Origin of the sequence: Brevundimonas sp. NPDC058933 (assembly GCF_049315965.1) — a bacterium.
In the GTDB taxonomy this organism is placed as follows: Bacteria; Pseudomonadota; Alphaproteobacteria; order Caulobacterales; family Caulobacteraceae; genus Brevundimonas.
In genome coordinates this window covers 51737-74321 of the sequence record NZ_JBMOSL010000007.1, presented here as the reverse complement: position 1 = coordinate 74321, position 22585 = coordinate 51737, and the positions used below count along the sequence as shown (strand labels likewise).

26 protein-coding genes are annotated in these 22585 nt (G+C 70.0%); 4 read left to right on the top strand and 22 right to left on the bottom strand.

Annotated elements, in window-relative coordinates; genetic code table 11:
• Window positions 1-105 precede the first annotated feature (105 nt).
• From ACOZBP_RS12455 to flgB, 4 genes are all read right to left on the bottom strand, one after another.
• Window positions 106-483 carry a VOC family protein gene (locus ACOZBP_RS12455; RefSeq protein ID WP_422676752.1) on the bottom strand — a complete coding sequence of 126 codons (378 nt, stop codon included), beginning with the start codon at window positions 481-483 and terminating at the stop codon, window positions 106-108.
• A 227-nt stretch (window positions 484-710) separates the two neighbouring features.
• Window positions 711-1022 (bottom strand): flagellar hook-basal body complex protein FliE, encoded by a 312-nt coding sequence (gene fliE, locus ACOZBP_RS12450; RefSeq protein ID WP_184265730.1) that lies wholly within the window; start codon window positions 1020-1022, stop codon window positions 711-713.
• A gap of 13 nt (window positions 1023-1035) precedes the next feature.
• On the bottom strand, window positions 1036-1422 hold the full coding sequence (gene flgC / locus ACOZBP_RS12445; RefSeq protein ID WP_422676826.1) for a flagellar basal body rod protein FlgC: 387 nt from the start codon (window positions 1420-1422) through the stop codon (window positions 1036-1038).
• Window positions 1423-1478: 56 nt separating this feature from the next.
• On the bottom strand, window positions 1479-1883 hold the full coding sequence (gene flgB, locus ACOZBP_RS12440; RefSeq protein WP_422676751.1) for a flagellar basal body rod protein FlgB: 405 nt from the start codon (window positions 1881-1883) through the stop codon (window positions 1479-1481).
• Window positions 1884-2040: 157 nt separating this feature from the next.
• Here flgB and ACOZBP_RS12435 point away from each other — a divergent pair, with 157 nt between their 5' ends.
• The 3 genes from ACOZBP_RS12435 to ACOZBP_RS12425 all read left to right on the top strand — a co-directional run bounded on the left by ACOZBP_RS12435 (window position 2041) and on the right by ACOZBP_RS12425 (window position 3683).
• Window positions 2041-2328 (top strand): flagellar biosynthetic protein FliO, encoded by a 288-nt coding sequence (locus ACOZBP_RS12435; protein WP_422676750.1) that lies wholly within the window; start codon window positions 2041-2043, stop codon window positions 2326-2328.
• A gap of 170 nt (window positions 2329-2498) precedes the next feature.
• Window positions 2499-3290 carry a flagellar type III secretion system pore protein FliP gene (fliP, locus tag ACOZBP_RS12430; protein ID WP_422676825.1) on the top strand — a complete coding sequence of 264 codons (792 nt, stop codon included), beginning with the start codon at window positions 2499-2501 and terminating at the stop codon, window positions 3288-3290.
• Between the two features lie 114 nt (window positions 3291-3404).
• A complete protein-coding gene (locus tag ACOZBP_RS12425; RefSeq protein WP_105564062.1) occupies window positions 3405-3683 on the top strand; it encodes an HU family DNA-binding protein in 279 nt (92 codons plus the stop codon).
• Window positions 3684-3956: 273 nt separating this feature from the next.
• On the opposite strand, the gene ACOZBP_RS12420 is transcribed toward ACOZBP_RS12425, so the two are convergent.
• Entirely contained in the window at window positions 3957-6809 is a 2853-nt protein-coding gene (locus tag ACOZBP_RS12420; RefSeq protein WP_422676749.1) for a hypothetical protein, read from the bottom strand.
• A gap of 37 nt (window positions 6810-6846) precedes the next feature.
• Window positions 6847-7359 carry a CinA family protein gene (locus ACOZBP_RS12415; protein WP_422676748.1) on the bottom strand — a complete coding sequence of 171 codons (513 nt, stop codon included), beginning with the start codon at window positions 7357-7359 and terminating at the stop codon, window positions 6847-6849.
• 150 nt (window positions 7360-7509) lie between these two features.
• Between ACOZBP_RS12415 and ACOZBP_RS12410 the strand changes: the two genes are divergently transcribed.
• Window positions 7510-7962, top strand: coding sequence for a DUF983 domain-containing protein (locus ACOZBP_RS12410; protein WP_422676747.1), 453 nt, complete (start codon window positions 7510-7512; stop codon window positions 7960-7962).
• A gap of 4 nt (window positions 7963-7966) precedes the next feature.
• Here the strand turns inward: ACOZBP_RS12410 and ACOZBP_RS12405 are convergent, their stop codons facing one another.
• From ACOZBP_RS12405 to ACOZBP_RS12330, 16 genes are all read right to left on the bottom strand, one after another.
• Window positions 7967-8227: a hypothetical protein gene (locus tag ACOZBP_RS12405; RefSeq protein WP_422676746.1), complete on the bottom strand. Its 261-nt coding sequence runs from the start codon at window positions 8225-8227 to the stop codon at window positions 7967-7969.
• Between the two features lie 62 nt (window positions 8228-8289).
• On the bottom strand, window positions 8290-10674 hold the full coding sequence (locus tag ACOZBP_RS12400) for a TonB-dependent receptor (RefSeq protein WP_422676745.1): 2385 nt from the start codon (window positions 10672-10674) through the stop codon (window positions 8290-8292).
• 120 nt (window positions 10675-10794) lie between these two features.
• The gene (locus tag ACOZBP_RS12395) at window positions 10795-11118 is read right to left on the bottom strand and encodes a hypothetical protein (protein WP_422676744.1); all 324 of its coding nucleotides are present in this window, start codon (window positions 11116-11118) and stop codon (window positions 10795-10797) included.
• The gene (locus tag ACOZBP_RS12390) at window positions 11063-11539 is read right to left on the bottom strand and encodes a hypothetical protein (protein ID WP_422676743.1); all 477 of its coding nucleotides are present in this window, start codon (window positions 11537-11539) and stop codon (window positions 11063-11065) included. Before ACOZBP_RS12390 ends, ACOZBP_RS12395 begins: the two co-directional genes overlap by 56 nt.
• 112 nt (window positions 11540-11651) lie before the next feature.
• Complete coding sequence (locus ACOZBP_RS12385; RefSeq protein WP_422676742.1) at window positions 11652-12125, bottom strand: response regulator transcription factor; 474 nt, start codon at window positions 12123-12125, stop codon at window positions 11652-11654.
• Window positions 12126-12207: 82 nt separating this feature from the next.
• Complete coding sequence (gene gspM / locus ACOZBP_RS12380) at window positions 12208-12684, bottom strand: type II secretion system protein GspM (protein ID WP_422676741.1); 477 nt, start codon at window positions 12682-12684, stop codon at window positions 12208-12210.
• Complete coding sequence (gene gspL, locus ACOZBP_RS12375; protein ID WP_422676740.1) at window positions 12684-13781, bottom strand: type II secretion system protein GspL; 1098 nt, start codon at window positions 13779-13781, stop codon at window positions 12684-12686. Before gspL ends, gspM begins: the two co-directional genes overlap by 1 nt.
• Window positions 13778-14758: a type II secretion system minor pseudopilin GspK gene (gspK, locus tag ACOZBP_RS12370; RefSeq protein WP_422676739.1), complete on the bottom strand. Its 981-nt coding sequence runs from the start codon at window positions 14756-14758 to the stop codon at window positions 13778-13780. Before gspK ends, gspL begins: the two co-directional genes overlap by 4 nt.
• A 2-nt stretch (window positions 14759-14760) precedes the next feature.
• Window positions 14761-15366 (bottom strand): type II secretion system minor pseudopilin GspJ, encoded by a 606-nt coding sequence (gspJ, locus tag ACOZBP_RS12365; RefSeq protein WP_422676738.1) that lies wholly within the window; start codon window positions 15364-15366, stop codon window positions 14761-14763.
• A complete protein-coding gene (gspI, locus tag ACOZBP_RS12360) occupies window positions 15363-15734 on the bottom strand; it encodes a type II secretion system minor pseudopilin GspI (protein WP_422676736.1) in 372 nt (123 codons plus the stop codon). The genes gspJ and gspI overlap by 4 nt, the downstream gene beginning before the upstream one ends.
• On the bottom strand, window positions 15731-16153 hold the full coding sequence (locus ACOZBP_RS12355) for a GspH/FimT family pseudopilin (RefSeq protein ID WP_422676735.1): 423 nt from the start codon (window positions 16151-16153) through the stop codon (window positions 15731-15733). The genes gspI and ACOZBP_RS12355 overlap by 4 nt, the downstream gene beginning before the upstream one ends.
• Before the next feature lie 112 nt (window positions 16154-16265).
• The gene (gspG, locus tag ACOZBP_RS12350; RefSeq protein ID WP_422676734.1) at window positions 16266-16799 is read right to left on the bottom strand and encodes a type II secretion system major pseudopilin GspG; all 534 of its coding nucleotides are present in this window, start codon (window positions 16797-16799) and stop codon (window positions 16266-16268) included.
• A 14-nt stretch (window positions 16800-16813) separates the two neighbouring features.
• Window positions 16814-18028 (bottom strand): type II secretion system inner membrane protein GspF, encoded by a 1215-nt coding sequence (gene gspF / locus ACOZBP_RS12345; RefSeq protein WP_422676733.1) that lies wholly within the window; start codon window positions 18026-18028, stop codon window positions 16814-16816.
• The gene (gene gspE, locus ACOZBP_RS12340; protein ID WP_422676732.1) at window positions 18028-19542 is read right to left on the bottom strand and encodes a type II secretion system ATPase GspE; all 1515 of its coding nucleotides are present in this window, start codon (window positions 19540-19542) and stop codon (window positions 18028-18030) included. The genes gspF and gspE overlap by 1 nt, the downstream gene beginning before the upstream one ends.
• Window positions 19543-19547: 5 nt before the next feature.
• Window positions 19548-21662, bottom strand: coding sequence for a type II secretion system secretin GspD (gspD, locus tag ACOZBP_RS12335; protein WP_422676824.1), 2115 nt, complete (start codon window positions 21660-21662; stop codon window positions 19548-19550).
• Window positions 21662-22537, bottom strand: coding sequence for a type II secretion system protein N (locus ACOZBP_RS12330; protein ID WP_422676731.1), 876 nt, complete (start codon window positions 22535-22537; stop codon window positions 21662-21664). The genes gspD and ACOZBP_RS12330 overlap by 1 nt, the downstream gene beginning before the upstream one ends.
• Window positions 22538-22585: the final 48 nt, after the last annotated feature.

Sequence of the window (22585 nt, the reverse complement as noted above, 5' to 3'; positions counted from 1 at the left end):
GCGCCACACGCGGTCCTCTCGTCATTTTGAACACCAGCCTGCATCCGCCCCCTCCACCATGCTGCGCATGGTCCCCCTCCCCCGCTTCGCAGGGGAGGATCAAGATCACCCCGTCGAGCCGACCAGATGCAGGATGTTGCCGTCGGGGTCCTTGAACCAGGCCAGACGCATGGACCCGCAGACGTGGACGTCGCCCTCGCGGCCCATGTCGTCGTAATGCTCAAAGGCCGCGCCCCTGACTTTCAATGCGGCGACGATGTCGTCCAGTTCGACGCCGACGTCCCAGGTCACCGCATTGGCCTGATTCGTCCCGGCGAAGTCGGACCTGTAGACGGTCAGCCAGGTGTTGCCCGTGCGATAACCCAGCATCCCGTCCATCGACGTATCGGCCAGGTTCAGGCCCAGCACGTCGGAATAGAAGGCCCTGGCCCGGTCCAGATCCTTCACCGCCACGATGGCGGATGAGTTCTTGTCCTTGAGCATGATGTCTCTCTCCCTGATCGGGAGAGAACCGCTGACGGCGGGGGTTCGACCCCTTTCCTCCCTGTCGCGAAGCGATGGGGAGGTGGATCGGTCGCGATAGCGGCCGAGACGGAGGGGGCGGCGCTGCGGCGTCAATTCGCGCGCCTGACTGCTAAAGTCGCGCCGCCCCCTCCACCGCTACGCGGTCCCCCTCCCCACGTCGTGGGGAGGAAAGAAGAAACGCGCCCTCAGATCGGCATCCGCATGATTTCCTGATAGGCCGAGATGACCTGGTCGCGCACCGCCATGACGGTTTCCAGCGAGGCTTCGGCGGACGAGACGGCGGTGACGACGTCGATCAGGCTGCCCTGGCCCTGGACCATCTGGGCCATCTGGGTTTCGGCGCCGCGCGTCTGCTGCGCCGTCTGGGTCATGACGTTCTGCAACAGTTCGGAGAAGCCCGGCCCCTGCGCCGCAGAGGCTGCGCTGGGCGGCGTGGCTGTGGGCATGGCCCCGCCCTGCACCGCCGCATAGGCCTTGGCCGCCATCATGGGGTTCATGATCTAGGCCCTCTTATTTCTTGATGATGTCGAGGGTGCGGGACTCCATGTTCCGCGCCGTCTCGATGATGTTCAGGTTGGCCTCATAGGCGCGCTGCGCCTCGCGCATGTCCATGGCCTCGACCAGGGTGTCGACGTTGGGGCGCTGGACATAGCCTTCCGCATTGGCCGCCGGGTGCGACGGGTCGTATTCCATGCGGAACGGGCTCTGGTCCGGGCGGACCTCGGCCAGGACCACGCCGGTCGCGCCGTTGACGTTCTTGGCCTGGAAGATCGGGGTCTGACGGCGATAGGGTTCGCCCCCCGCGACCGTGGCCGTCGACTGGGCGTTGGCGATGTTCTCGGCGATGACGCGCATCCGCGACTGCTGCGCCTTCAGCGCGCTGGCGGCGACGCCCATGGCGTTGTTGCGGGGGGCGACGGTGACGGGATCAGGCATGGCTTAAGTCTCCTGCCTCAGACGCCGGGCTTCTTGGCGGCCATGCGGATCATCTGCATGGACTTCTGGTAGAAGCCGATGGCCGCGTCATAGGCCATGCGGCTCTCGGCCATCTTCAGCATCTGCTCCTCGACCACGACCGAGTTGCCGTCGAGCGTGGTCTCGGAATCGGGCGATTTCAGCGAGTCGAAACGGGCGGCCTGACCCGGCGGCGCGATGTGGCGGGCGTTGGTGGCGACCATCTTCAAACCGCCGCCGGTGCGCATGGCCTCGGCGAAGTCGGTCGGCGCCTTCAGGTCGCGGGCCATGAAGCCCGGCGTATCGGAGTTGGCGACGTTCTGGGCGATCACGCGCTGGCGATCGTCGAGCCATCCGAGACGGCCCTTGATCTGGTTCAGCAGCGGAATGTCGGTGACGGACACGAAAGGCCCTCGAACGGTTGATCGGCAGAATTTGCCGCCTGCATGGTTAATATTCCGTCTTCCTAAACGCGCCGTTAACCACGAGGCGCGAAACGTGCGGGCGAAGCGGCGCGCTCCTAGGCGCCGCATTCCCGCGCCTTGGGGGCCTCGAATCCGCATGAATTTCCTCGACCTGTTCCGGGCGGTGTTCGGCCTGGCGATCACCCTCGGTCTGATCGGCCTGGCCGCCTGGGCCACGCGTCGCTATGCGCCCCAGGTGCTGGCCAGGTTCCAGGCCGAACGCGGCGCGCGGCGGCTTCAGGTGATCGAAACCCTGGTGCTGGACCCGGCCAGGCGCCTGGTCCTGGTGCGGGTGGACGCCGAGGAGCGGCTGATCCTGCTGGGCGAGGGCCGTGAACTGATCGAGCCGCGCGGCGTGGCGGTCGAGGCGGGAGACGTCAAATGAGCCGCTTCAGCCCTTCTCCCTCCCCTTCATGGGGAGGGTGGCTGGCGCGCAGCGCCAGACGGGTGGGGGCGCTTGCGCCGACCAAGCGCCGCGCTCGTATCATCAAGCCCTCCCCACCCGGTCGCTCCGCGACCACCCTCCCCAAAAAGGGGAGGGAGAGTGTCTTCGCCCTGCCCAACCGCGCCGAGCTGAAACGCGCAGCCCTGCTGTCGCTGATCACCACCGCACTCTGCCTGGTCTGGCCTCTGGGCGCCCTGGCGCAGGAGGCGGCGCAGTCCGGGTCGGCCATCAACATCGACCTGGGCACCGGCTCCGGCCTGACCCAGAGGGTGGTCCAACTGGTCGGCCTGATGACCGTGCTGTCGCTGGCGCCCTCCATCGTCATCATGACCACCAGCTTCGTGCGCATCATCGTGGTGCTGTCCCTGCTGCGGACGGCCTTGGGCATGCAGCAGTCGCCGCCGAACGCCGTCCTGGTCTCCCTGGCCCTGTTCCTGAGCGCCATCGTCATGGCCCCGACCTGGCAGGACGCCTATGATTCGGGCATCCGTCCGCTGATGGATCAGCAGATGGAGCTGCCCCAGGCCTTCGATGCCGCCTCCGAACCGGTGAAAACCTTCATGCTGGCCCAGGTGGATCGCGGCGACCTGGCCCTGTTCACCCGACTGTCGAAAATCGAGCCCCCCCAGGACGTGCAGGAACTGCCCCTGCGGGTGGTCACGCCGGCCTTCATGATCAGCGAGTTGAAGAAGGCCTTCACGATCGGATTTCTTCTTTTCGTTCCGTTCCTTGTGATCGATCTGGTGGTCGCCAGCGTGCTGATGTCCATGGGTATGATGATGCTGCCGCCGGTGGTCATCAGCCTGCCCTTCAAGCTGATCTTCTTCGTGCTGGTGGACGGCTGGCGACTGGTGGCGGGAAGCCTGGTCGAGAGCTTCCAGAGAGGGGTCGGCGGGGGATAAATCCCCAGCCTCCGGGGCTTTGAGCGTCATGCGGGCTTGCCAAGCTGAGGCAAACGCGTGTTGATCCTCCGGTCTTCGTCCGGGAATCGGACGACCACCACTGGGAAAACCCTTATGACCACTCAAGCCGAACTGATCGCCGCCGTCGCCAAGGACGCAGGTGTCTCGCAGGCCGACGCCGGCCGCGTCCTCGACGCGATCGTCAAGAACATCCACAAGAGCCTGGTTTCGGGTTCGGACGTTCGCATCTCGAACCTGGGCGTGTTCGACACCGCCGAGCGCGCCGAGCGCGAAGGCCGCAACCCCGCAACGGGCGCGACCATCAAGATCGCTGCTTCGAAGGCTGTGCGCTTCCGCGTCTCCAAGCCCCTGAAGGACGCCGTCAACGGCTAAGCCTTCTGGCTTGCCCTTCCCTCCTCGCGGGGGAAGGGCATCGGCCCCTCTCCCTGTGGGTGAGGGCTTGAGCCTCCAAGAGCGAAGCGATTGGTCCAGGCGACCCGGAGGGCGGCGCGTAGCAGCCAAAGGGTGAGGGTTCCCGGGTGATGTCGGCGCAAGCCGCCGCTCGGTGCTTCTTTCGGAAACCCTAGCCCCTCACCCTTTCGCTTTGCGGATCGCCTCCGGCTCTCCGAAGCTCAAGCCCTCTCCCGCCGGGAGAGGGTTTTTCAATTAGGCGCCCGTTTTCTGCCCGCCTGTCTTTTCACGGAACTCGGCCTTCGTCGCCGCGATCCAGCCCGCATAGGTGTCGGCCCCGGCGCTGAGCGTGGCGAAGTCCTGCGGTCGGCCCGAACCATCGGCGCCGTCCAGCCCGGCCAGGGCGATGCGGATGCCGCCCGGCGAGCGGGCCTTCTCGGCGAAACCGCCATAGTTGCGTGACAGACGGTTCAGCGCCCCGGCGTCGCGCGCCAGCGAATAGCCGACCCCGGCGCGGATCAGCCGGTTCTCCTCGTCCGCCGTCAGCGGGATGACGGCGTCGCGATAGCGGGTTCCGAGCTGCTGCTCGTAGATGGCCGCCGCCGCGCCCCACTGCTGCTGTTTCCAGAAGATTTCAGCCCGCACGTCGCGGCCCGCCGGCGACGCATCATTGCCCAGCAGCTCCAGCGCATGATCATAGCGGCCCAGTTCCATCAGGGCGCGGGCCTCCAGGGCGCGGCGCTCGGTGTTCATGGCGGTCGGCAACAGGGTGGTGCGCGAACTCCACAGGGCCTGCAGCGCCTGCTCCGGCTGACGGTTCATCAGATAGACGGCGGCCAGATTGGTCGAGACCTGGGCCTTGGCCACGCCGTCGAGGCGGTTGTCGGCCTGATACTTCAGCAGCTCCGCCGCCTGATCCAGCAGATCGACGTCGATCAGACGCCGGGCCAGACGCCGCACCATCTCGTCGCCGTCAGCGCCGACCGGGGTCAGTTCGCGGAAGTCGAAGAAGAGCGCCAGGGCCTGAACCGGCTGCAGGCCGTCGGCGGCCCCGTCGAGGAAGAGGGCGCGGAAGGCGTTGTCCAGATCGGACTGCAGCTTGTCGCCGCCGGGCAGGACCACGATCTTGCGGCCCGCCGCCTTCAGCGTGGTCAGGGCCTCGCGATAGCGGCCCTGGGACAGATAGAGCTCGCCCAGGCTGCGGATCACCGCCAGTTCGGTCGCGTCGCCGCGCCAGCGCCATTTCAGCGCCTCCAGCTGAGCCGCCGCCGCGTCGGGCTTCATCGTCCCCTTGGCCATCTCCAGACGCACGACGCCGAGACGGGCGGGCGTCGAAATGCCGTCCAACGGGGCGCGGGCCACAGCCTTGTAGACGGCCAAGGCGCGCTCGGGCGTCTGTTCCAGCTCGAACAGCCGGGCCTGGACCAGACGCGCGGCCAGCTGGTCCGGGGCGGAAATCCCCGGCTGGCTGAAGACATAGGCCAGCAGCTCGCGCGCGGCGTCCAGATCGCCAGTCTCGACCGCCGCCATGGCGTGGGCCGTGCCGAAACGGGCGCGCCATTCGGGCGTGAAGTTGTCGACCACGCCGGAGCCGGCGGCGAAGGCTTGCCGCGCCGTGGTCCAGTCGCCGCGTTGGGCGGCGATATAGCCCTGCCAGACGCGAGTGGACGGATCGCCGGCGAGCGCCCCGGACGAGAAGTCGGCCTCGGCCTCGGCCAGACGGTTGATGGAGACGCGGGCCGCGCCGCGCAGGCCGCGCACCTCGGCCACGCCCTGCATGGCGGGAGACTGTTTGACCAGGGCGTTCAGCACGCCGATCGCCTCATAACCCAGCCCCTGCCCCACCAGGAAACGGGCATAGGCCAGACGGGATTCGATGGGGGCGCGCGGGTCTTCGGCGGCGCGACCGCTTTCCTGTTCGGCGGCTTCCTGCAACACGCGATGGCGCGCGCTGAAGCTGTCCCCGCCCAGATCGGCCCAGTCGGCGATGATCAGGGCCGGACGCACGGCGGCGCGCGGGGCCTGTGTTTCCTGCTCCGCCGCTTCCAGACCCACGCTGGGGGGCGACAGACGCAAGCCCTTCGGCCGCGACAGGGTGACGATGTCGCCCTCGGCCTCGACCGTCAGGTCGTCGGTCGGCGTCTCGATCGCCAGGCCATGGGCGGTGGGCAGCAGGGCCAGATCGACGGTGCGACGGCCGGTCTTCAGCCCCTTGCCGGGGGCCAGGGCGGTGACGGCGGCGAAGCGGTCGCCGACCATGGGATCGGTCAGCCAGACCGTCTTGGTGGCCCCGGCCATGCGGGCGGTCAGGGCGGTCCGGGCGCTGTCGTCGCGGCCGATCTCGACGCCGGTCACGCTCGCGGCCGCGCCGCCCAGGGTGACGATCCAGGACGCGCCGTCGGCGCGGGCCGAGACGGTCTGCCCCTCGGCGGCGGGAATACGGATGGCGGTGAACTCGGGGCCGGCGGCCCAGCGCGCCTTGGCCGCAGCGCCGGCCTTTGCGGCGGCGGGCATGTTCATGCGGGCGGCGGCGTCGAACACCACCCAGACCGCGTCGCCGCGACGGAAGACGGCGGCCCCCACGGGCGCGGCCCAGGCGAAGGTCAGGCGGGTGGTCTCGTCCTTGACCTCGGCGGTCACGGGCACGGCCCCGCCGGCGGGCACGACCGAGGGCTTGGCGCCCTCCGGCACGGCGCCGGGGGCATAGAGGTTGAGCCAGACCGCGCCGTCGGCCGAGCCGGTGCGCACGCCCGCCCCCTCGGCCAGGGTCAGGACCAGTTCGGTGCCGCCCGAGGCCGCGCGGGTCTCGACCTTCTCGACCCCCTTGGGCGGATCGACCCTCAAGCGACTGACGTCCGGCGCGGCGGTCGTGCCGATCCGGACGATGACGGCGCGGCCGTCCTGGCGCACCCGGGCGCGCGCGCCCACAGCCCCGGCGAATTCGATCTTGGTGAAGCCGGTGTTGGCGCCGACGCGGATCTCGACCGGACCGCTGCCGACGTTGACGCCCTCGGCGTGCGGAGCCATCGGCGCGAACACGACGACGCCCGCCGCGGCGGCCGCCACGGTCGATTTCAGAACGCGCTTGCTGGCGGTGGCCCCGGACATACGCGCGCACACTCGCGCGAAAGGGCTTTCATCGCGGTTAACGCGGGTTAAGCGCCGTCGCCATCATCTGCAGCGCCTGACGCAGACAGGCCAGCCGGCACGGTCCGCGCCCGATGTCGCCGAAGCGGCGCAGCACATGGGTGACGTCGCCCTCGCGCCGGGCCAGGGCAAAATGCACCCGCCCCGCCTCGTCGCCCGGCCCGGCCGCGCCGGCGAAACCGGTGATGGCCAGGGCCAGATCGGCGTCCGAGCCTGTGATCGCGCCCACCGCCATGGCCCGCGCGACGGCTTCGGACACCGCGCCCTGGGCGGCGATCAGATCCGCAGGCACGCCCAGAAGCTGGGATTTGGCCCTGTCGGTATAGACCACGAAACCCCGCTCGAAGACATGGGAGCAGCCCTCGACGTCCGTCAGGACCGAGGCCAGAAGGCCCCCGGTGCAGCTTTCCGCCGTGGCCAGCGCTACCTCCTGATCGCAGGCCGCCTGGAGCACCCGTCGGATCAGGGCCTCGACATCCGCAGGCAGGCTGTCGCTCAGGGTTTCGGTCATCGGCAAAACAACGGACGCCCCCTCGCCGCGTTCCTGCATGAAAAACCTGAGAATTCAGGTGGGACAAATCACCCGCTTGCGACGCCGGCGCGAAAGGCCGACATCCGAGGGTATCGACGTTATCGTCACCCCGTTCCGTCAGGTGTTGTTGTGTCAGACCCCGTCTATCCGCCGCTCAGCCCCTTGAAGACCGGCGTCCGCTGCCGCTGCCCGCGCTGCGGCGAGGGTGCGCTGTTCCAGGGCTATCTGACCATCCGCAAGGACTGCGCGAACTGCGGTCTGGACTACAGCTTCGCCGATCCGGCGGACGGCCCGGCCTTCTTCGTGATGTCGGCGGTGGGCATCGTCGGCATGATCGGCTTCATGATCTTCGAGTTCAACGTCCACCCGCCGATCTGGGTGCATTTCGTCGTCACCCTGCCGATCCTGGCCCTGATGTGCCTGGGCGTGCTGAGGCCGTTCAAGGGCTGGATGGTGGCCGAGCAGTATTTCCACAAGGCCGAGGAAGCCGTCTTCTCCAGCGTCGGCAAGCACGGCGAGGGCTATGGCTGGCGCGGCCAGGCCGAGCGCGCCGCCCGCGAGCAGGCGCGCAAGGCCGACTGACGCCCTAGATCCCGAGTTCCGGCATCAGGCCGGCGACCACGCCCCGCATGTTGGTCTCCTTGGGCGCCATGGCGCGCAGGAAGTTCAGCGTGTTCGCCGCGCTGTCGAAGAAGGCGAAGTTCGACTGGGTGAAGCGGCAGTTGTTGAAATTGGGCGCCAGGCCGCCGCGATAGACCAGCCGCGCATTCTTGAACTCGCAGTTCACGAAGGTGGCGCCGTCGATCTCGACTTCGCCGCTCAGAACCTGATCGCGCGTCTGGGTCATGCTGTCTCTCCAAGGAATGATGGCGCCAGACATAGGGGATTCCCCGTCCGGCGCCACCCGACCTAGCGGATCAATCGCAGCGTCACGCCCACCGTGCGCGGCGCGCCGAGGAAGGCGCCGAGCGTGCCCGTCTGGAACGGCGCGCCGAAGGCCACCTGACGATAGTCCTGATCGAACAGGTTCCGGCCCCACAGCTCGACGCTCCAGGCCTCGTCTTTCGCCAGCGCCACACGCCCGTCCACCAGCCAGAAGCCCGGCTGGCTCTTGGCCGGGTCCAGGTCCGAGCCGGTGTTGTATTCCGACGAATACTTGGCGGCCAGGGTGACGCGGCCGGTCAGCCCCGCCGCCACCGGACGCTCATAGGTTCCCGCCAGCGACCCGCTCCACAAAGGCGCGAAGGCCAGACGACGACCGGCCAGCAGGGGCAGGCCCGGCACGGCCTCGTCGCCGTATTCCGTCTGGGCGTAGGTGACGCCGCCTTGCAGCGACAGGCCCTCGACGGGCCGGAACATGAAGTCGGCCTCGACGCCCTTGGCGCGGACTTCCGGCACCGAGCGGACCAGGAAGGTGGTGCCGAGGAAGGTGTTCAGCTGGAAGTCGTCATAGGTCTGGCGGAAGGCGGCGGCGCCGATCAGCAGGCGGCGATCCAGCAGGACGCTCTTGACCCCAACCTCGAGTGCGTCAGCGGTCTCGGCCCCGAAGGCGCGCGAGGCGTCGGGCACCAGATTGGTCTGGCCCCGGTCCAGATTGAAGCCGCCGTTCTTGCGACCGCGCGACCATGAGGCGTAGAGGCGCACGCCTTCGCCGGCCTTGAACTCGGCGCGGGCCAGGCCGGTCCAGGCCTCGTCCTTGACCGTCTCGGACGACGTCAGGCCGTTGAAGGCCGGGTTGGACCAGGGCAGGCAGAGCGTGCCGTTGACCACGCCATTGGCCAAGGCCGCGGCGCAGGCGCGGCCGCCGTCGGTGTTTTCATAGGCCGCGCTCATGTCCTTGGTCTCATGCGTGCGGCGCAGCCCCCCGGTCAGGGTCAGGCGGTCGGTGGCGGCGTAGGAGACCTGGCCGAACAGGGCCGCGCTCCGGGTCGTCTGCCAGTAGCGGTCCAGCTGACCCTCGCCCTCGACGAAGCTCTGGCCCACGGCCAGGCCGGTCAGGGTCGAGACGTAGGCGGGGTCGCCCAGCGGATTGGCGGTCGAGCGCGACAGCAGGCGGCCGACATAGGCCTCGTAGTCGGCGCCATAGAAGAGGCTGTCGCGACGGGTCAGCTTCTCGTCCGACAGGAAGAGGCCGCCCGACCAGTCCAGACGCCCGCGCTGGCCCGACAGGCGGACCTCCTGCGTCAGGGTGCGGAAGCGGTTGGACCAGCTGCCGTCGTCCGGACGATAGGCCAGGTCGGCCGACGTAAAGTCCCAGTCCTGACTGATGACGCCGCGCCAGTCGCGCACCGCCGTGGTGCTGTCCAGCGTCGCCCAGCCCAGGTCGGCGGTCAGGTGCAGGGCCAGACCCTTGTCGCGGATACGGGTGTTGGTGTCGCGGTTGGAATAAGCGACGCGCGCCCAGGGGTCGGGCGTCGCCGCCACCCCGCCGTCGGGGGCGAAGGTGGCCAGCAGGGGCGCCGTGCCGCCGGTGACAAGCTGCACGCCGACGCAGCAGCGCTCGTCCCGCTCGGTCCAGTCGGCGGTCAGGCGGGCGGTCAGGTCGGGCGTGGCGCGCCACAGCAGCTGGCCGCGCACGGTGTCGTAGTGCTCGTTCTGGTCGTCGGTCGCGGTGCGGGGACCGTCGCCCGTCTTGACGTCGGACAGGCCGTCACGACGGCGCGCGGCGACATAGAGGCGCCCGGCCAGAACCTCGTCCACAATGGGGCCGGTCAGCGAGACCGAGCCACCCTGGGTTCCGTAGTCGCCGAAGGTCGCCTCGCCTGCCAGACGCGGGGTGAACGACGGCGCGGCGGTGACGACGTTGATGACGCCCGCCGAGGCGTTCTTGCCGAACAGGGTCGGCTGCGGGCCTTTCAGCACCTCGATGCGCTCGACCTCGCCCAAGTCGCCCAGGGCCACGCCGTTGCGGGGGCGATAGACGCCGTCGATCATGACGCCGACCGAGCTTTCCAGCCCCGGATTGTCGCCCACCGTGCCGACGCCGCGGATGCGGGCGGTGGTGAAGGTCTGGTTCGAGGTCGAGGCTGTGATCAGGCCCGGCGTCAGGATCTGCAGGTCCTTGATGTCGCGCACGCCGACGTCGTTCAGCAGCGGCTGGCCCGCCACCGTCAGCGACAGAGGCGTCGTCGCCAGAGCCCCTTGGCGTCGCTGCGCCGTCACCACGATCTCGGACACCTGGGTCGGCCCCTCGGTCATCGCCGTCGGCCGGTCGTCAGCGACAGCAGGCGCGGCAAAAACGAGCACGGACAGGGAGGCGGACGCGAGAAACGCGGCGCGGACAGGGAATTTCATGGAGAGGAGCAACCGCTTGGCGGAGCGACGGCGCACGGCTCTGTCGCGGACTGGAGCCGCGCTCTAGCAGTCCGGCTTTACGGTTGAAAGCCTTCCCTGACGTCAGCCGATGATGACTTTTCAGGCCCGCCCGGCCATGGGGCCAGAGGCGCAAGGGGCGAAACTGACCTCGACCCGGCTGCCGCTGCCGATGTCGTTGCGCCCCGCCCGGCTCATTCGACAAAGCGCACCAGGATCGCCGCCGGCCCCCGTTTCGTATGTCGTGATCAGATCCAGCAGGCGTTCCGCCTCCGCCAGCGAGGTCGGCGACTGGTCCAGAAGCCACCGCTCCAGATCGCCCAGATCGACCGTCAGACCACCATCCCTCACAGCGCCTTCGACCTGGCTTCTATTCCACTGACGCAAGAGGGCGCGCGCCGCCTCCATGGTCCATTCCTGCGCCATTACGCGCCTCCCGCGCGAAGCGCCGGGCGTAGGACGCCTCCCAGACGCCGAAGAAGACGCACAGACTGTCCAGCAGCCAGACGGCCCAGTTCACCGTGACGACCGCCCATTGCAGCCGCTCCCAGGCGAAGAAGGGCGCCAGATAGGCGATGACCGCGATGAACTGGAACCCGGCCAGGGCGACGATCCACCATCGCTCGCCGCGCTCGGCCAGCGCCCAGAAGGTCAGGAACAGCGCGACGTCGAGCAGGGCGGCCCATACCATCATGCCGGGCACATGCAGCATTTGCAGCACCGTGGTCGCAGCGACTGCGCCGATCAGGGCGAAGGTCGCTGCACGATCGATCCACTCCCCCCGCCACAGGATCAGCGCCAGGCCGATCAGGTTGGCGCTCAGCATCACGATATGAAAGGGGTGCACCGCTGGTCGTCAGCCCGTGCATGGCCTGCACCCGCCGCCAGCGGATACGGCGGCCCGCACCGGGCGCCTCTGTTTCGGGACTGGCATCGGCGTCGAGCCTCCTGAGTGACGATCACCGCAGGCGCTGGACGGACTCGAGAACGGGATTGGCGAGGCTGGCGCCGACTGCGGCGATGATCAACCAGGCCAGAGACCAGCCCATGATCAGCCACAGCAGGGAGCCCCCCAGCTTCCTGGGCCGGCGCCAGCCGTCCAGCGCTGCGTACCGTTCATAGAGCGAACGCCGCGCCTTCCCGCCCCCGAGCGCTGTCGAAGGCGCTGCAGAGACAGGCTCAACTGGAGCAACCAGAGCCGCGTCGGATAGGGGGAATGATCCCCCTGAGTAGAGATCACTCAGGCGACGCGCGGCCTGCAGGCGGTCGGACACGCCGAGCTTTTCATAGGCCCGATGCAGATGGTTCTGAACCGTGCGCGGCGACAGGTTGAGCCGCTGCGCAATCTCCTTGTCGCCCAGCCGCAAACCCGCCAACCGGACGATTTCCAGTTCACGCGGCGTCAGCTTCGGGTCTGAAATTTCCTTCGTCACAGCCTAGCGTTAACGACTCCGCCCCCATCACGTCTAGATAGTATCATGCAGGGCGCACCTGTTTAGCCTGCGTCGCAAGGCGCTACCCGGCCAATGTTCCCGAAGCGTCCAGCGTCGCGTCCGCATTCTCGATGACCGTTACGCCGACCGTGTCGATCCCATACTCAGTCTTCAGCGTCGCCATCCAGCCGAACAGGGCCGCGGAAGCGACCCCGGGCGCTTCGAACCCGATACCGCCGGCCTCGTCCACCGAGAGGGCGACAGACAGGCCCGTCGCCTCGGCGGCGCTGCGCGCCGCCTGCTCGACCTCGATCAGGGGCATGGGCGCCCCGGCCTTTTCAGGCGTCAGCGCCGCCAGACCGCTCTCGATGCGGTTCAGGCTGGCGACCGCCGCGACCCGCCGCTCCGCCGCCGCCTCGCGCCAGGTCCAGGCGGGCCGCAGAACCAGCAGCCAGATCAGGACCGCCGCGATCAGCAGCCCCATGACCGCCAGCATCCTCTGCTCGCGCACCGAACGGCCGTCCCACCACAGGCCGATCGACTGGATGATCCGGCTCATCAGGCGCCTCCCACGCGGACTTCCGAGACGACCTTGCCCTGGTCGTCCACGGTGCTTTCATCGGTCAGGCTCATGCCCTTGGCGGCCATGGCCTGCTGCAGGGCGTCGAGGTCCTGATAGGCGGGGTAGGTGACGGTGGCCCGCACGCCGTCTTCATCGGCGGTCAGACTGTCCAGCTCGGCCACTTCCACGCCCTCGACGGCGGCGAACAGGGCGGCGGCGGCCGCCGTGGGTCCGCCCGGCGGCGGGGCCGTGGTCAGACGACGCGAGGCCTCCGCCACGGCGTCGGCTGTCGGCGGGATGTCGGGAAAGGCCTTGCGCGCAGCGGCCTCGGCGCGATGGTCGGCGTCGCGGGCGCGCCATTCATCATGCCCGGCGGCGGCGAGCGTCAGGATCAGCGGCGAGACGACCAGGACCGCCGCCAGCGCCCCGGCGCGTTTCCATCCCCGCCGGTCCGCCTCGATCCGGCGTCCCGCCCCCGCCAGCAGGTTGATCGGCGGGTTCAGGGCGGCGGCGGCCAGCAGGCGCTCGATCTCGTCGGCGCGGCCAATGCGTTCCAGCGCGCGCCCCACGGCCACGGCCTCGGCCAGATCGGGCTGGACGCTGAGCGCCAGTTCACGCCCGCGCAGGGCCAGATCGGCGCCGAAGACGGCCGCGCTCAGAGCCCCCGCCTCCGCCGGTTCCGGCAGGATCAGGCTGTCGGGGATCATGACGTCGGCCTTCAGACCGAGGCTGGACAGGTAGTCGCCCCAGGTCTGCAACAGACCGCGCGCCGCCACCGCGACCAGCCGCCGCTCGCCCGGCGCCGCGACGGGCCCCAGGGCGGCGCTCAGCCGGTCGGCGGGCGCCGCCAGGTCGTCGCGTAGCAGATGCAGCGCCGCCGCCGCCACCTGGGCCGGGCTGCCCGACGGCAGGTCCAGCCAGCGGATCAGGACGTCGGCGCCGGGAACCACCGCCACCGTCCGCATCGGCTCGGGCGCAGGCCCGCCCAGTTCGACCACGCCGCGCGTCAGCACGGTCCCTTGCGCGTCCAGCGTCAGGCAGGAGGCCGGCAGGGCCGCCGAGGGCGGGATCAGGATCAGTCGGATGCGGCTCATTCGTCCAGGGTCCAGCGTTGGATGACAGTGCGCGCAGGCCCGGCCTGAGGCAGTTCGATCAGGGCGGTGCGGACAGCGCGGCTTGCGCCGAACTCCACATCCACGCGCAGGTTGAAGAAACGGGTCAGGACCGTCAGCTGGTCCTGCACCGTGATCGGCAGTTCGACGCCCCGCATCGGCCCCTGCATCAGGAAGGCGTTGGCGTCGCTCCATCCGTTCGCCGGTCGGGCGGCGATGGCGGCCTTGGCCGAGGCCAGGCTCAGCCTGCCGTCGGCCAGCATGACCAGCAGGGGCGCCTGCTCGGGCCTCAGGGTATTGGGGTTGATCGGCGACAGATCCGTGGTCGGCAGGGCGCAGAGGTAGGGCCGCAGGGCGACATAGGTCTCGGCGTCCACACCCTTTACGGCGCGCAGCTCGCTGACCTCGGCCAGCAGGGTTCCAGCGGTGCGATAGGGCTGGGCCTGACCGGCATAGGCCGCGTCCTCGCCCCCTTGGGCGCGCGGCGTCGTGTCGGTGTCGATCCAGTCGGTCAGGGCGTCGGCGATCGCCCGCATCCGCCCGTCCGGCAGGTTCAGGGCGCGGCCCAGGGCGACAAACTGCTGAATGCCCAGAGGTCGGGCGACATAGACCTCCAGCTGGCCCTCGACCACGCTGTTCAGGTTGAAACAGGCCTGACCGTCGCTGAGGCGGGCGGTGATCGAACCGTCCTCGACCGGGAAACTGAGCACACGGCCGTTCCAGTCCGGCTGGATCGGCGTCTTGACCGGGTCGAGATCACGCAGGCGCCCGATCTGGCGCCGCGCCAGAGCCTCCGCCCCCGCCGCATACCACTGAGCCTGGCTTTGCGTTTCCGCATTCATGGTGCGGCGGACTGAGAAGCGGATGTCGTCCAGCACCAGCACCGCCACCGCCGCCATCACCGCCACCAGCAGCAGGACGGTCAGCAGAGCCATGCCCTCACGCTGTTTCGGGCGCATCTTCATCGCCCGCCCCCGACCACGAACAGCTGGCGCACCGGGCCATAGCCTTCCAGCGTCAGGTCCAGCCGCACCGCGTCCGGCAGGGGCCGATCCGGCGACGGCAGGAAACGCGGCGCCTCGGCCCCCTCGCTGATGAAGGCCAGCGTAGGCGCGTTGACGCCTTGATACAGGACCTGCGGCGGGCCGGGCCGCGCCCCGTCCAGATAGGGATAGACCCGTCGCTCCAGCCGGTCCTCGACCAGCCGGTATTCGACCCTTTGCAGCGAGGCGCGCGGACGGCCGTCGGGGTTGCCCCACCCGGCGCGGACCAGCACCAGCAGGGGATCGCCCGGCGCCTCGGCGGCCAGGATGGTCGAGAAGGCCGGCTGGCCGTTGGCGGCGCGCACCCGTCGCGGCGCCGCCTGCCCCAGGTCGGCGCTCAGGGAGGCGCGCAGGCGTTGCAGTTCGGCCGTGCGGTCGGTCGCGGCCTTGACCACGAAGCGGTTGTCGATGCTCTGGCTCAGCACCAGCACCCCCGCCGCCGCCAGCAGGGCGAAGATCAGCAGGGCGATCATCACCTCGATCAGGGTGAAGCCGCTTCTCGCCGTCTGGGCGCGCGATTTCACGGCGCGACCGCCCGGAACAGGACGCGCTCGGCGGCCTGGCCCTCGTCGTCGGAGACGCGGATGTCGATGCGCAGGATGTCGGGGTCGTCGGTCGCCGTCACCGACCGGGTCCAGCGCCAGTCGCGGCCGGCCAGGGGTTGCGTGCCGTCGCTGTCGCCCGGCGCCGGCGCCGGCCGCGCCGTCATGGCCTCGACCGCCAGATTCTCGGCCACGATCCCGCCCAGGGTCCGGGTCTCGGCGCGCGCGGCCGAGCGCGTGTTCTCGCCGCCGAGATTCAGCAGGGCCAGCGCCGCCAAGCTGAACACCGCCAGCGCCACCAGCAGTTCGATCAGGGTGAAGCCCCTCCTCCCCTTGCCGCTCGCCTTCATTTCACCCGCACCTCGCCCGCCGCATCGACGGCGACGGTCACGGCGCGCGGGCCGCGCGACAGGGTCAGCGCCGCCGCGTCGGCCACGCCGGTCGGGTCGAAGACGACGCGCAGGGGCGCGTCCGCCGGCTGGCCCTCGGCCCTAGCGGCGGTGTCCTCGGCCCAGCGCTCCTCGCCGAAGGGACCGTCGGTCAGGGGCGACCACTGGACGCCGTCGAAGCTGGAGAAAGCGTAGCCCGTCGCCGTGGCCTCGACCGCCACGGCGCGGTTGGTCAGCAGGGCTTCTTCGCGCGCCCGCACCAGTCGCGCAGCGAAACGCTCGGCCTCGTCGCCGACGGGCGGGCGCGGATCGGGCACGGCCAGCACCACGGCCCCGGCGGCCAAGCCGATGATGGCGACGACCATCAGCAGCTCGATCAAGGTAAAGCCCTGACGGGCTCTACCTTGATCTTTTTCGCTATCGCTCGCCGCGCGGCGGCTCGCTGCATGAGCGAGATTTCGAGCGCGAGACAACGGATTTTGGGCGGACGCCTCAGCTCTGCCAGTTGCCGATGTCGGCGTCATTGCCCTCGCCCCCTTCCTGGCCGTCGGCGCCGTAGGAGAAGACGTCGAACTGACCGCCGTGGGCGGACGGGCGGCGGTATTGATAGGCATTGCCCCAGGGATCCTCCGGCAGGCGGCGGATATAGCCGCCCTCGCGGTAGCGTTCCGGGCGGGCCAGCCCGGCGGGCGGCGCGGTCAGGGCCTGCAGGCCGCTCTGGCCGTCGGGGAAGCTGAGGTTGTCGAGTCGGTAGGTCTCGACGGCCTGTTCAAGGGTCGAGATGTCGGCCCGCGCCTTGCCGATCATGGCCTTGTCCTGGGTCGGCAGGACGTTGATCGCCACCACCGTGGCCAAGAGGCCGATGATGACGATGACCACCATTAATTCGACGAGCGTAAAGCCCTGGCGGGCTTTGCGCCGTGAAGCGCTATCGCGAGCGACGCGGTCGCTCGCTGCTTGAGCGCGGACACAAGCGCTCTCGGTGGCGACTGGCTCGGCGGGATGTTGCGGCTGCATTTCGGTCATGGCGGGTTCCGGTCTCACCCCATCGCCAGGGTGTTGATCTGAAGGATGGGCAGAAGGATCGACAGGACGATCAGGGCGACCACGCCGCCCATGACGACGATGATCGCGGGTTCGAGGAAGCTGAGCATGACGGCGGTGAAGGTGCTGAACTCGCGCTCCAGATAGTCGGCGGCGCGCTCCATCATCGGCTCCAGCCGGCCGCTGGCCTCGCCGGAGGCCGTCATGTGGACCAGGATGGGCGGAAAGACGTCGGCGCGACGCATGGCGGCCGACAGGCCCCCGCCCTCGCGCACGGCGTCGGCCATCATCTCGGTCGCGGCGCGCAAGGCCCGGTTCGACACGGTGCGGGCCGTGATGGTCAGCCCTTCCAGCACCGGCAGGCCCGCCGTGATCATGGTCGACAGCGTGCGCGCCATGCGCGCCCCGTGCAGGTCGCGCGTCAGCCGCCCGACGACCGGCAGGCGCAGGATCCGCCGATCCACCGCCAGCCGAAACCTGGGATTGCGCAGCCCCGCGACCAAGCCCGCACCGCCGCCGACCAGCAGCAGCAGGAACAGCCAGCCCCAGTTCCGCATCAGGTCCGAAATCCCGATCACCGCCCGCGTCAGCAGGGGCAGGGTCTGGTTCATGCTGTCGAACTGATCGACCACCTTGGGCACGACGAAGACCATCAGGGCGATCACCACCCCCAGGGCCACCAGGGCGAGGACAGCGGGATAAACGAGCGCCGTGATCACCTTGCCGCGCACCTGCTGGTCGCGCTCCAGCCCGTCGGCCAGACGCTCCAGAATGGGGCCCAGCGCGCCGGACGCCTCCCCCGCCGCCACGGTGGCGCGGTACAGCGGCGGAAAGGCCGCGCCCTGTCGCGCCATGGCTTCCGACAGGCGCTGGCCCTCGACCACGCCCGCATGGACGCCCGAGAGGATGCGGCGCACGTTCGGCCGCTCGGCTTGCAGCATCAGGGTGCGCAGGGCCTCGTCGACGGGGGCGACGGTGATCAGGGTGGCTAGCTGGCGCGTGGTCAGGGCCAGGGTCCGCGCCGACAGCTTCTGGCGCAGGCGCGGGGCCTTGTCGCTCGTCGCGGCGGCTCCTGATGCCCGGCTGAGCGACAGGGTCATCAGGCGACGGCGCTCCAGCGCCTTGCGCGCGCCCGCCTCGTCCGGCGCGGTCAGCACGCCCGCGACGGTGCGGCCCGAAACATCCACGGCGCTGTAGTCGAAGGCGGGCATCAGGCCGCGCTTCCCAAGGCGGGCTCAGGCAGCGGGTGCGCCTCGGGCGTTTCCTGACGGGTCACGCGCACCGCCTCCTCGACCGAGGTCACGCCCGCCAGCACCAGGCCGCGCGCCCGGTCCGACAGGGTTCCGCCCTGGGGGAAGGCGGCGGCGATCAGGGCGTCTTCGTCCGCCTCGGCGGCGATCAGGCGGCGCACCCTGTCGTCGATCTTCAGCGTCTCATAGACGCCGACGCGGCCGACATAGCCGGTGTGGTTGCACGATCCGCAGCCTTGAGCTCGCCACACGGTGGCGCCCTCGGCCACGCCGGAAAGACGCGCCGTCGCGGCGTCGGCGGCCTCGGCGCGGCGGCATTCGCCGCACAGCCGCCGCACCAGCCGCTGGGCCACGATCAGCCGCAGGGTCGAGGCCAGAAGGAAGGGCTCCACCCCCATGTCGCGCAGCCGCGTCACGGCCCCGGCGGCGTCGTTGGTGTGGACGGTGGACAGCACCAGATGCCCGGTCAGCGAGGCCTGGACGGCGACGCTGGCCGTCTCCACGTCGCGGATTTCGCCGACCATGACCACGTCCGGGTCCTGACGCAGGATGGCGCGCAGGCCCGCCGCGAAGGTCATGCCGACCTTGGGATTGACCTGGGTCTGGCCGACGCCGTCGATGGCGTATTCGACCGGGTCCTCGACCGTCAGGATGTTGCGGGTGGCGTCATTGAGCAGCGACAGGCCGGCGTAGAGGCTGGTCGTCTTGCCCGAGCCGGTCGGGCCGGTGACCAGGATGATGCCGTTGGGCTCGCGCAGGGCGTGGCGGAAGGCGTCCAGCGCGACCGGGTCCATGCCCAGATCCTCCAGCCGCAGGTCGGCCTGATCCTTGTCGAGGATGCGCAGCACCACCCGCTCGCCCGCCCGCGACGGCAAGGTCGAGACGCGCACGTCCAGCGTCTTGCCGCCCAGGGCCAGGGGGATGCGCCCGTCCTGCGGCACGCGCTTTTCGGCGATGTCGAGACGGGCCATGACCTTGATGCGCGACACCAGCAGCGGCGTGATGCGCGGGTTCAGACTGAGGCTTTCACGCAGGACGCCGTCGACCCGCATCCGCACGACCAGGGCGCTCTCATAGGGCTCCAGATGGATGTCGGAGGCGCCGGCGCGCACCGCCTCGGCGATGATGCCGTTGATCATGCGGATGACCGGGGCGTCGTCGGCCGAGTCCAGCAGGTCGGCGGCGGCGGGCAGGTCCTCGATCAGGCCGTCGAGGCCCGACGGCATCTCCATCTGCTGATCGCCCGCCGCGTTCAGGTCGCCCGCATAGACGTCGGACAGGCGACGGTCGAACTCGGCCTGATCCATGGCCTGAACCTGCAAGGGCCGTCCCAGAGCCCGGCGCGTCTCGACCAGGGCCAGAGGGTCGGCGCCGTCGCGCAGGCCCACCACGGCGATGTCGCCCGCGTCCAGCAGGATGACGCCGTTCCGCTTGGCGAAACCATAGGGCAGCGTGGGATTGACCAGGGTGATCATGGTCCTCAGCCCTGCGGCGGCGTCGCGTTCTGGGCGGGCGCCAGCGGCGAGATGGTCACCTCCCCGACCGGCGCGGTCCCGCCCGGCGCCGGGTTGTCGATGGCGCGCGGCGCGACCGGCGCCTGGGTGCGCATATAGTCGCGCAGCATCTCGTCCAGGCTGGGCTCGACGCCCGGCTGGGCCCGCAGCTGCTCGCCGCGCATATAGCCCCAGCGGTCGGCGCTCAGTTGCTGGGCGTCGCCCGGCGTGCGGATGATGGTCGGGCGGATGAAGACCATCAGATTGGTCCGCCCGCGCTGGCGGCTGGTCGACTTGAACAGATTGCCGAGCACGGGGATGTCGCCCAGCCCAGGCACCTTGTCGACGGACAGGCGGTCGTTCTGATCCAGCAGGCCGCCGGCGACGGCGATCTCGCCGTCGTCGACCACGAGCGTCGTCTCCAGCTCGCGCTTGTTCAGCACCAGGTCCGAGGCGTTGCTGGTCAGGACGCCGTTGATGCTGGACACCTCCTGGCGCAGGAACAGGGTGATGGAGCCCCCCGCATTGATCTGCGGCTTGACGATCAGCTTGACGCCGATGTCCTGACGCTGGGTCGTGCGGAAGGGGTTGGAGTTGCCGTCCAGCAGGGCCTCGCCCGTCGTGATCGGCACCTCCTGGCCGACCAGGATGGTCGCCTCCTCGTTGTCCAGCGTCATCAGCGACGGGGTCTGCAGCAGGTTGGAGCCTTCGTCCGACTTGGCCGCATTGATGATGAAGCCGAACAGGCCGTCCGAGCCGATGCGCCCGCCGCCCCCGCCGATGAAGCCGTTGGCGCCCAGCAGGCTGTTCAGCGCCAGGTTCTGAAGCTGCTCACGCAGCGGATCATCCTTGTCCAACTGGCCCGCCGCCGCCCCGCCCGCGATCGGCAGCAGAGGCGTCGCGCTGTCGGAATAGTTGGTCAGGCCGATGGGATTGCCGTCCGACCCGGCCAGCAGCCACTGCACCCCCAGCTCGCGCACGGCGGTGTCGCCCAGCTCGACCACGATGGCCTCGATCAGCACCTGCTGGCGGCGGCTGTCGAGCTGGCGGATGACCTCGGCCAGCATCCGCTGTGTGTCGGACGAGGCCGAGATGACCAGGGCGTTGGCGCCGGGGAAGCGGGCGATGCTGGCCTTCTGGCCCGCGACCGGCGCGGCGGGAGCAGCCGCAGGCTGAGGCGCAGCGGCGGCTTCGCCGGTTCCGCGCGCGGCGGGGGGCGTCGCGGTGGCGCTGGCCGCCGTGACCGGCTGGCCGACGATCTGTTGCAGCACGGGCAGCAGCTGTTCGGCGTTGGCGTGTTGCAGGAAGACGACCTTGACGTCGTCGGCCGAGCGGGCGCGGCGGTCCAGATCCTCGACCAGAGGCCGCACCCGCGCCACGGCGGCGGGATCGCCGCGCAGGATGACGGAGTTGGAGCTGGCCACCGGCGTCACCGACACCATCCCCTGCCCCGGCTGGCCGCCGGGCGGGGTCAGGACCTGGGCCAGGACGCCGGCGATCTCGGCGGCGGAGGAGTTCTCCAGCGTCACCACGTCGAACGAGGCGCGGTCCACGTCGATGCGCTGAATCAGGCTGCGGATACGGCTCAGGTTGTCGGCGAAGTCGGCGACCACGACGCTGTTGCCGCTGGGGTTGGCCAGAACCTGGCCTTGCGGTCCGACCAGAGGCCGGATGGTCTCGGCGGCCGAGGCGGCGTCGATGTTACGCAGTTGGAAAACCTGGGTCGAGAAGCGCTCGGACCCGACCGTGGACGGCCCCTGGGCCGCGCCCTGGGCAGGACTGATGCGATAGGCGCCGGAGCTGGTCGGCGTCACCACCAGACCATTGGCGCGCAGGGTCGACAGGAAGACCTCGAACAGCTCGCTCCGGCTCAGCGCCCGCTGGCTGGTCACGGTGACGGTGCCGGTCACGGCGGGGTCGACGATGAAGGTGCGGCCCGTGGTGCGGGCCACATCCTGGATGAAGGCGCGGATGTCGGCGCCCTGGACGTTCAGGGTCTGGCGTCCGCCGTCCTGGGCCATCACCGGCGAGGCCAGCAGCGGGCCTTGGGCCGCGATCAGGGCCGACAGGGCGACGGCGGCGAAAGAGCGGGGAAGGCGCATCACGGGCCGGTCCTTATGGTGGTGGTCTGCACCTGGCCGTTCCGCTCGAAGCGGATCTCGGCGGCGCTGCTGCCGGAAAGTTCGCCGCCCAGTTCGGACAGACGTTCCAGACTGTTCAGTTCGGCCCCATTGACGGCCAGGATGACGTCGCCGGATTGCAGCCCCGCCGCCCGCAGCGCCGCCCCGTCGCCGCGCGCGGCCAGGGTGAAGCCGCGGATGCGAAGCCCGTCCATGCGCGGACGCAAGGACGCCTGGGCCATCAGCCGCTTGGGATCGACCACCGGGCCGGTCGCCGCAGCGGCGGCGGGGGCCGCCGCCGAAACCGGGGCCGGCGCGCCGCTGGTCGGGCTCATGACCTGCGCCGTCGCGGGCGGCGGCGGGGGGGCGGCCGCGCCTGCGGGCGTCTCGGTGAAGACCAGTCGGCTGACCGATCCGCCGCGCGAGACGGTGACGAAGTCTTCGCCGACCGAGGCCAGGGTCAGGCCCTCGGAAATGGTCTCGCCCACGCCGACCGAGACCTGTCGTCCGTCGGGCAGGCCGATGATGGCCGAACCCCCGTCCGCCCCGCCCGCCCGCACGCCGAACAGGCGCAGGGCGTCGCTGTCGGCGCCGGCCGCCTCGGCCAGGCTGCTCTTGTCGCCGGTGCGGAAGAAGGCGTCAAAACGCTGGAAGATGGAGGCGTCCATGGGCGCGGCGGCGGCGCGGCTCGCGACCGCCGTTTCAGGCTCGGGCGCGACAAAGATCCAGGCCAGACGCCCCGCCTGCACCGCCAGCAGGGCGACCAGGGCGATCTCGACCCCGGCGCGAATCCGCCCCGGCCGCGCGGCGATCGCCGTGCGCGCCTGACGCCCCCATTCCCCGACCCGTGCGATCACGCCCGACGCTCCGAACACCCCCGAAAAAGGAGACCCCGGCTGCTTACT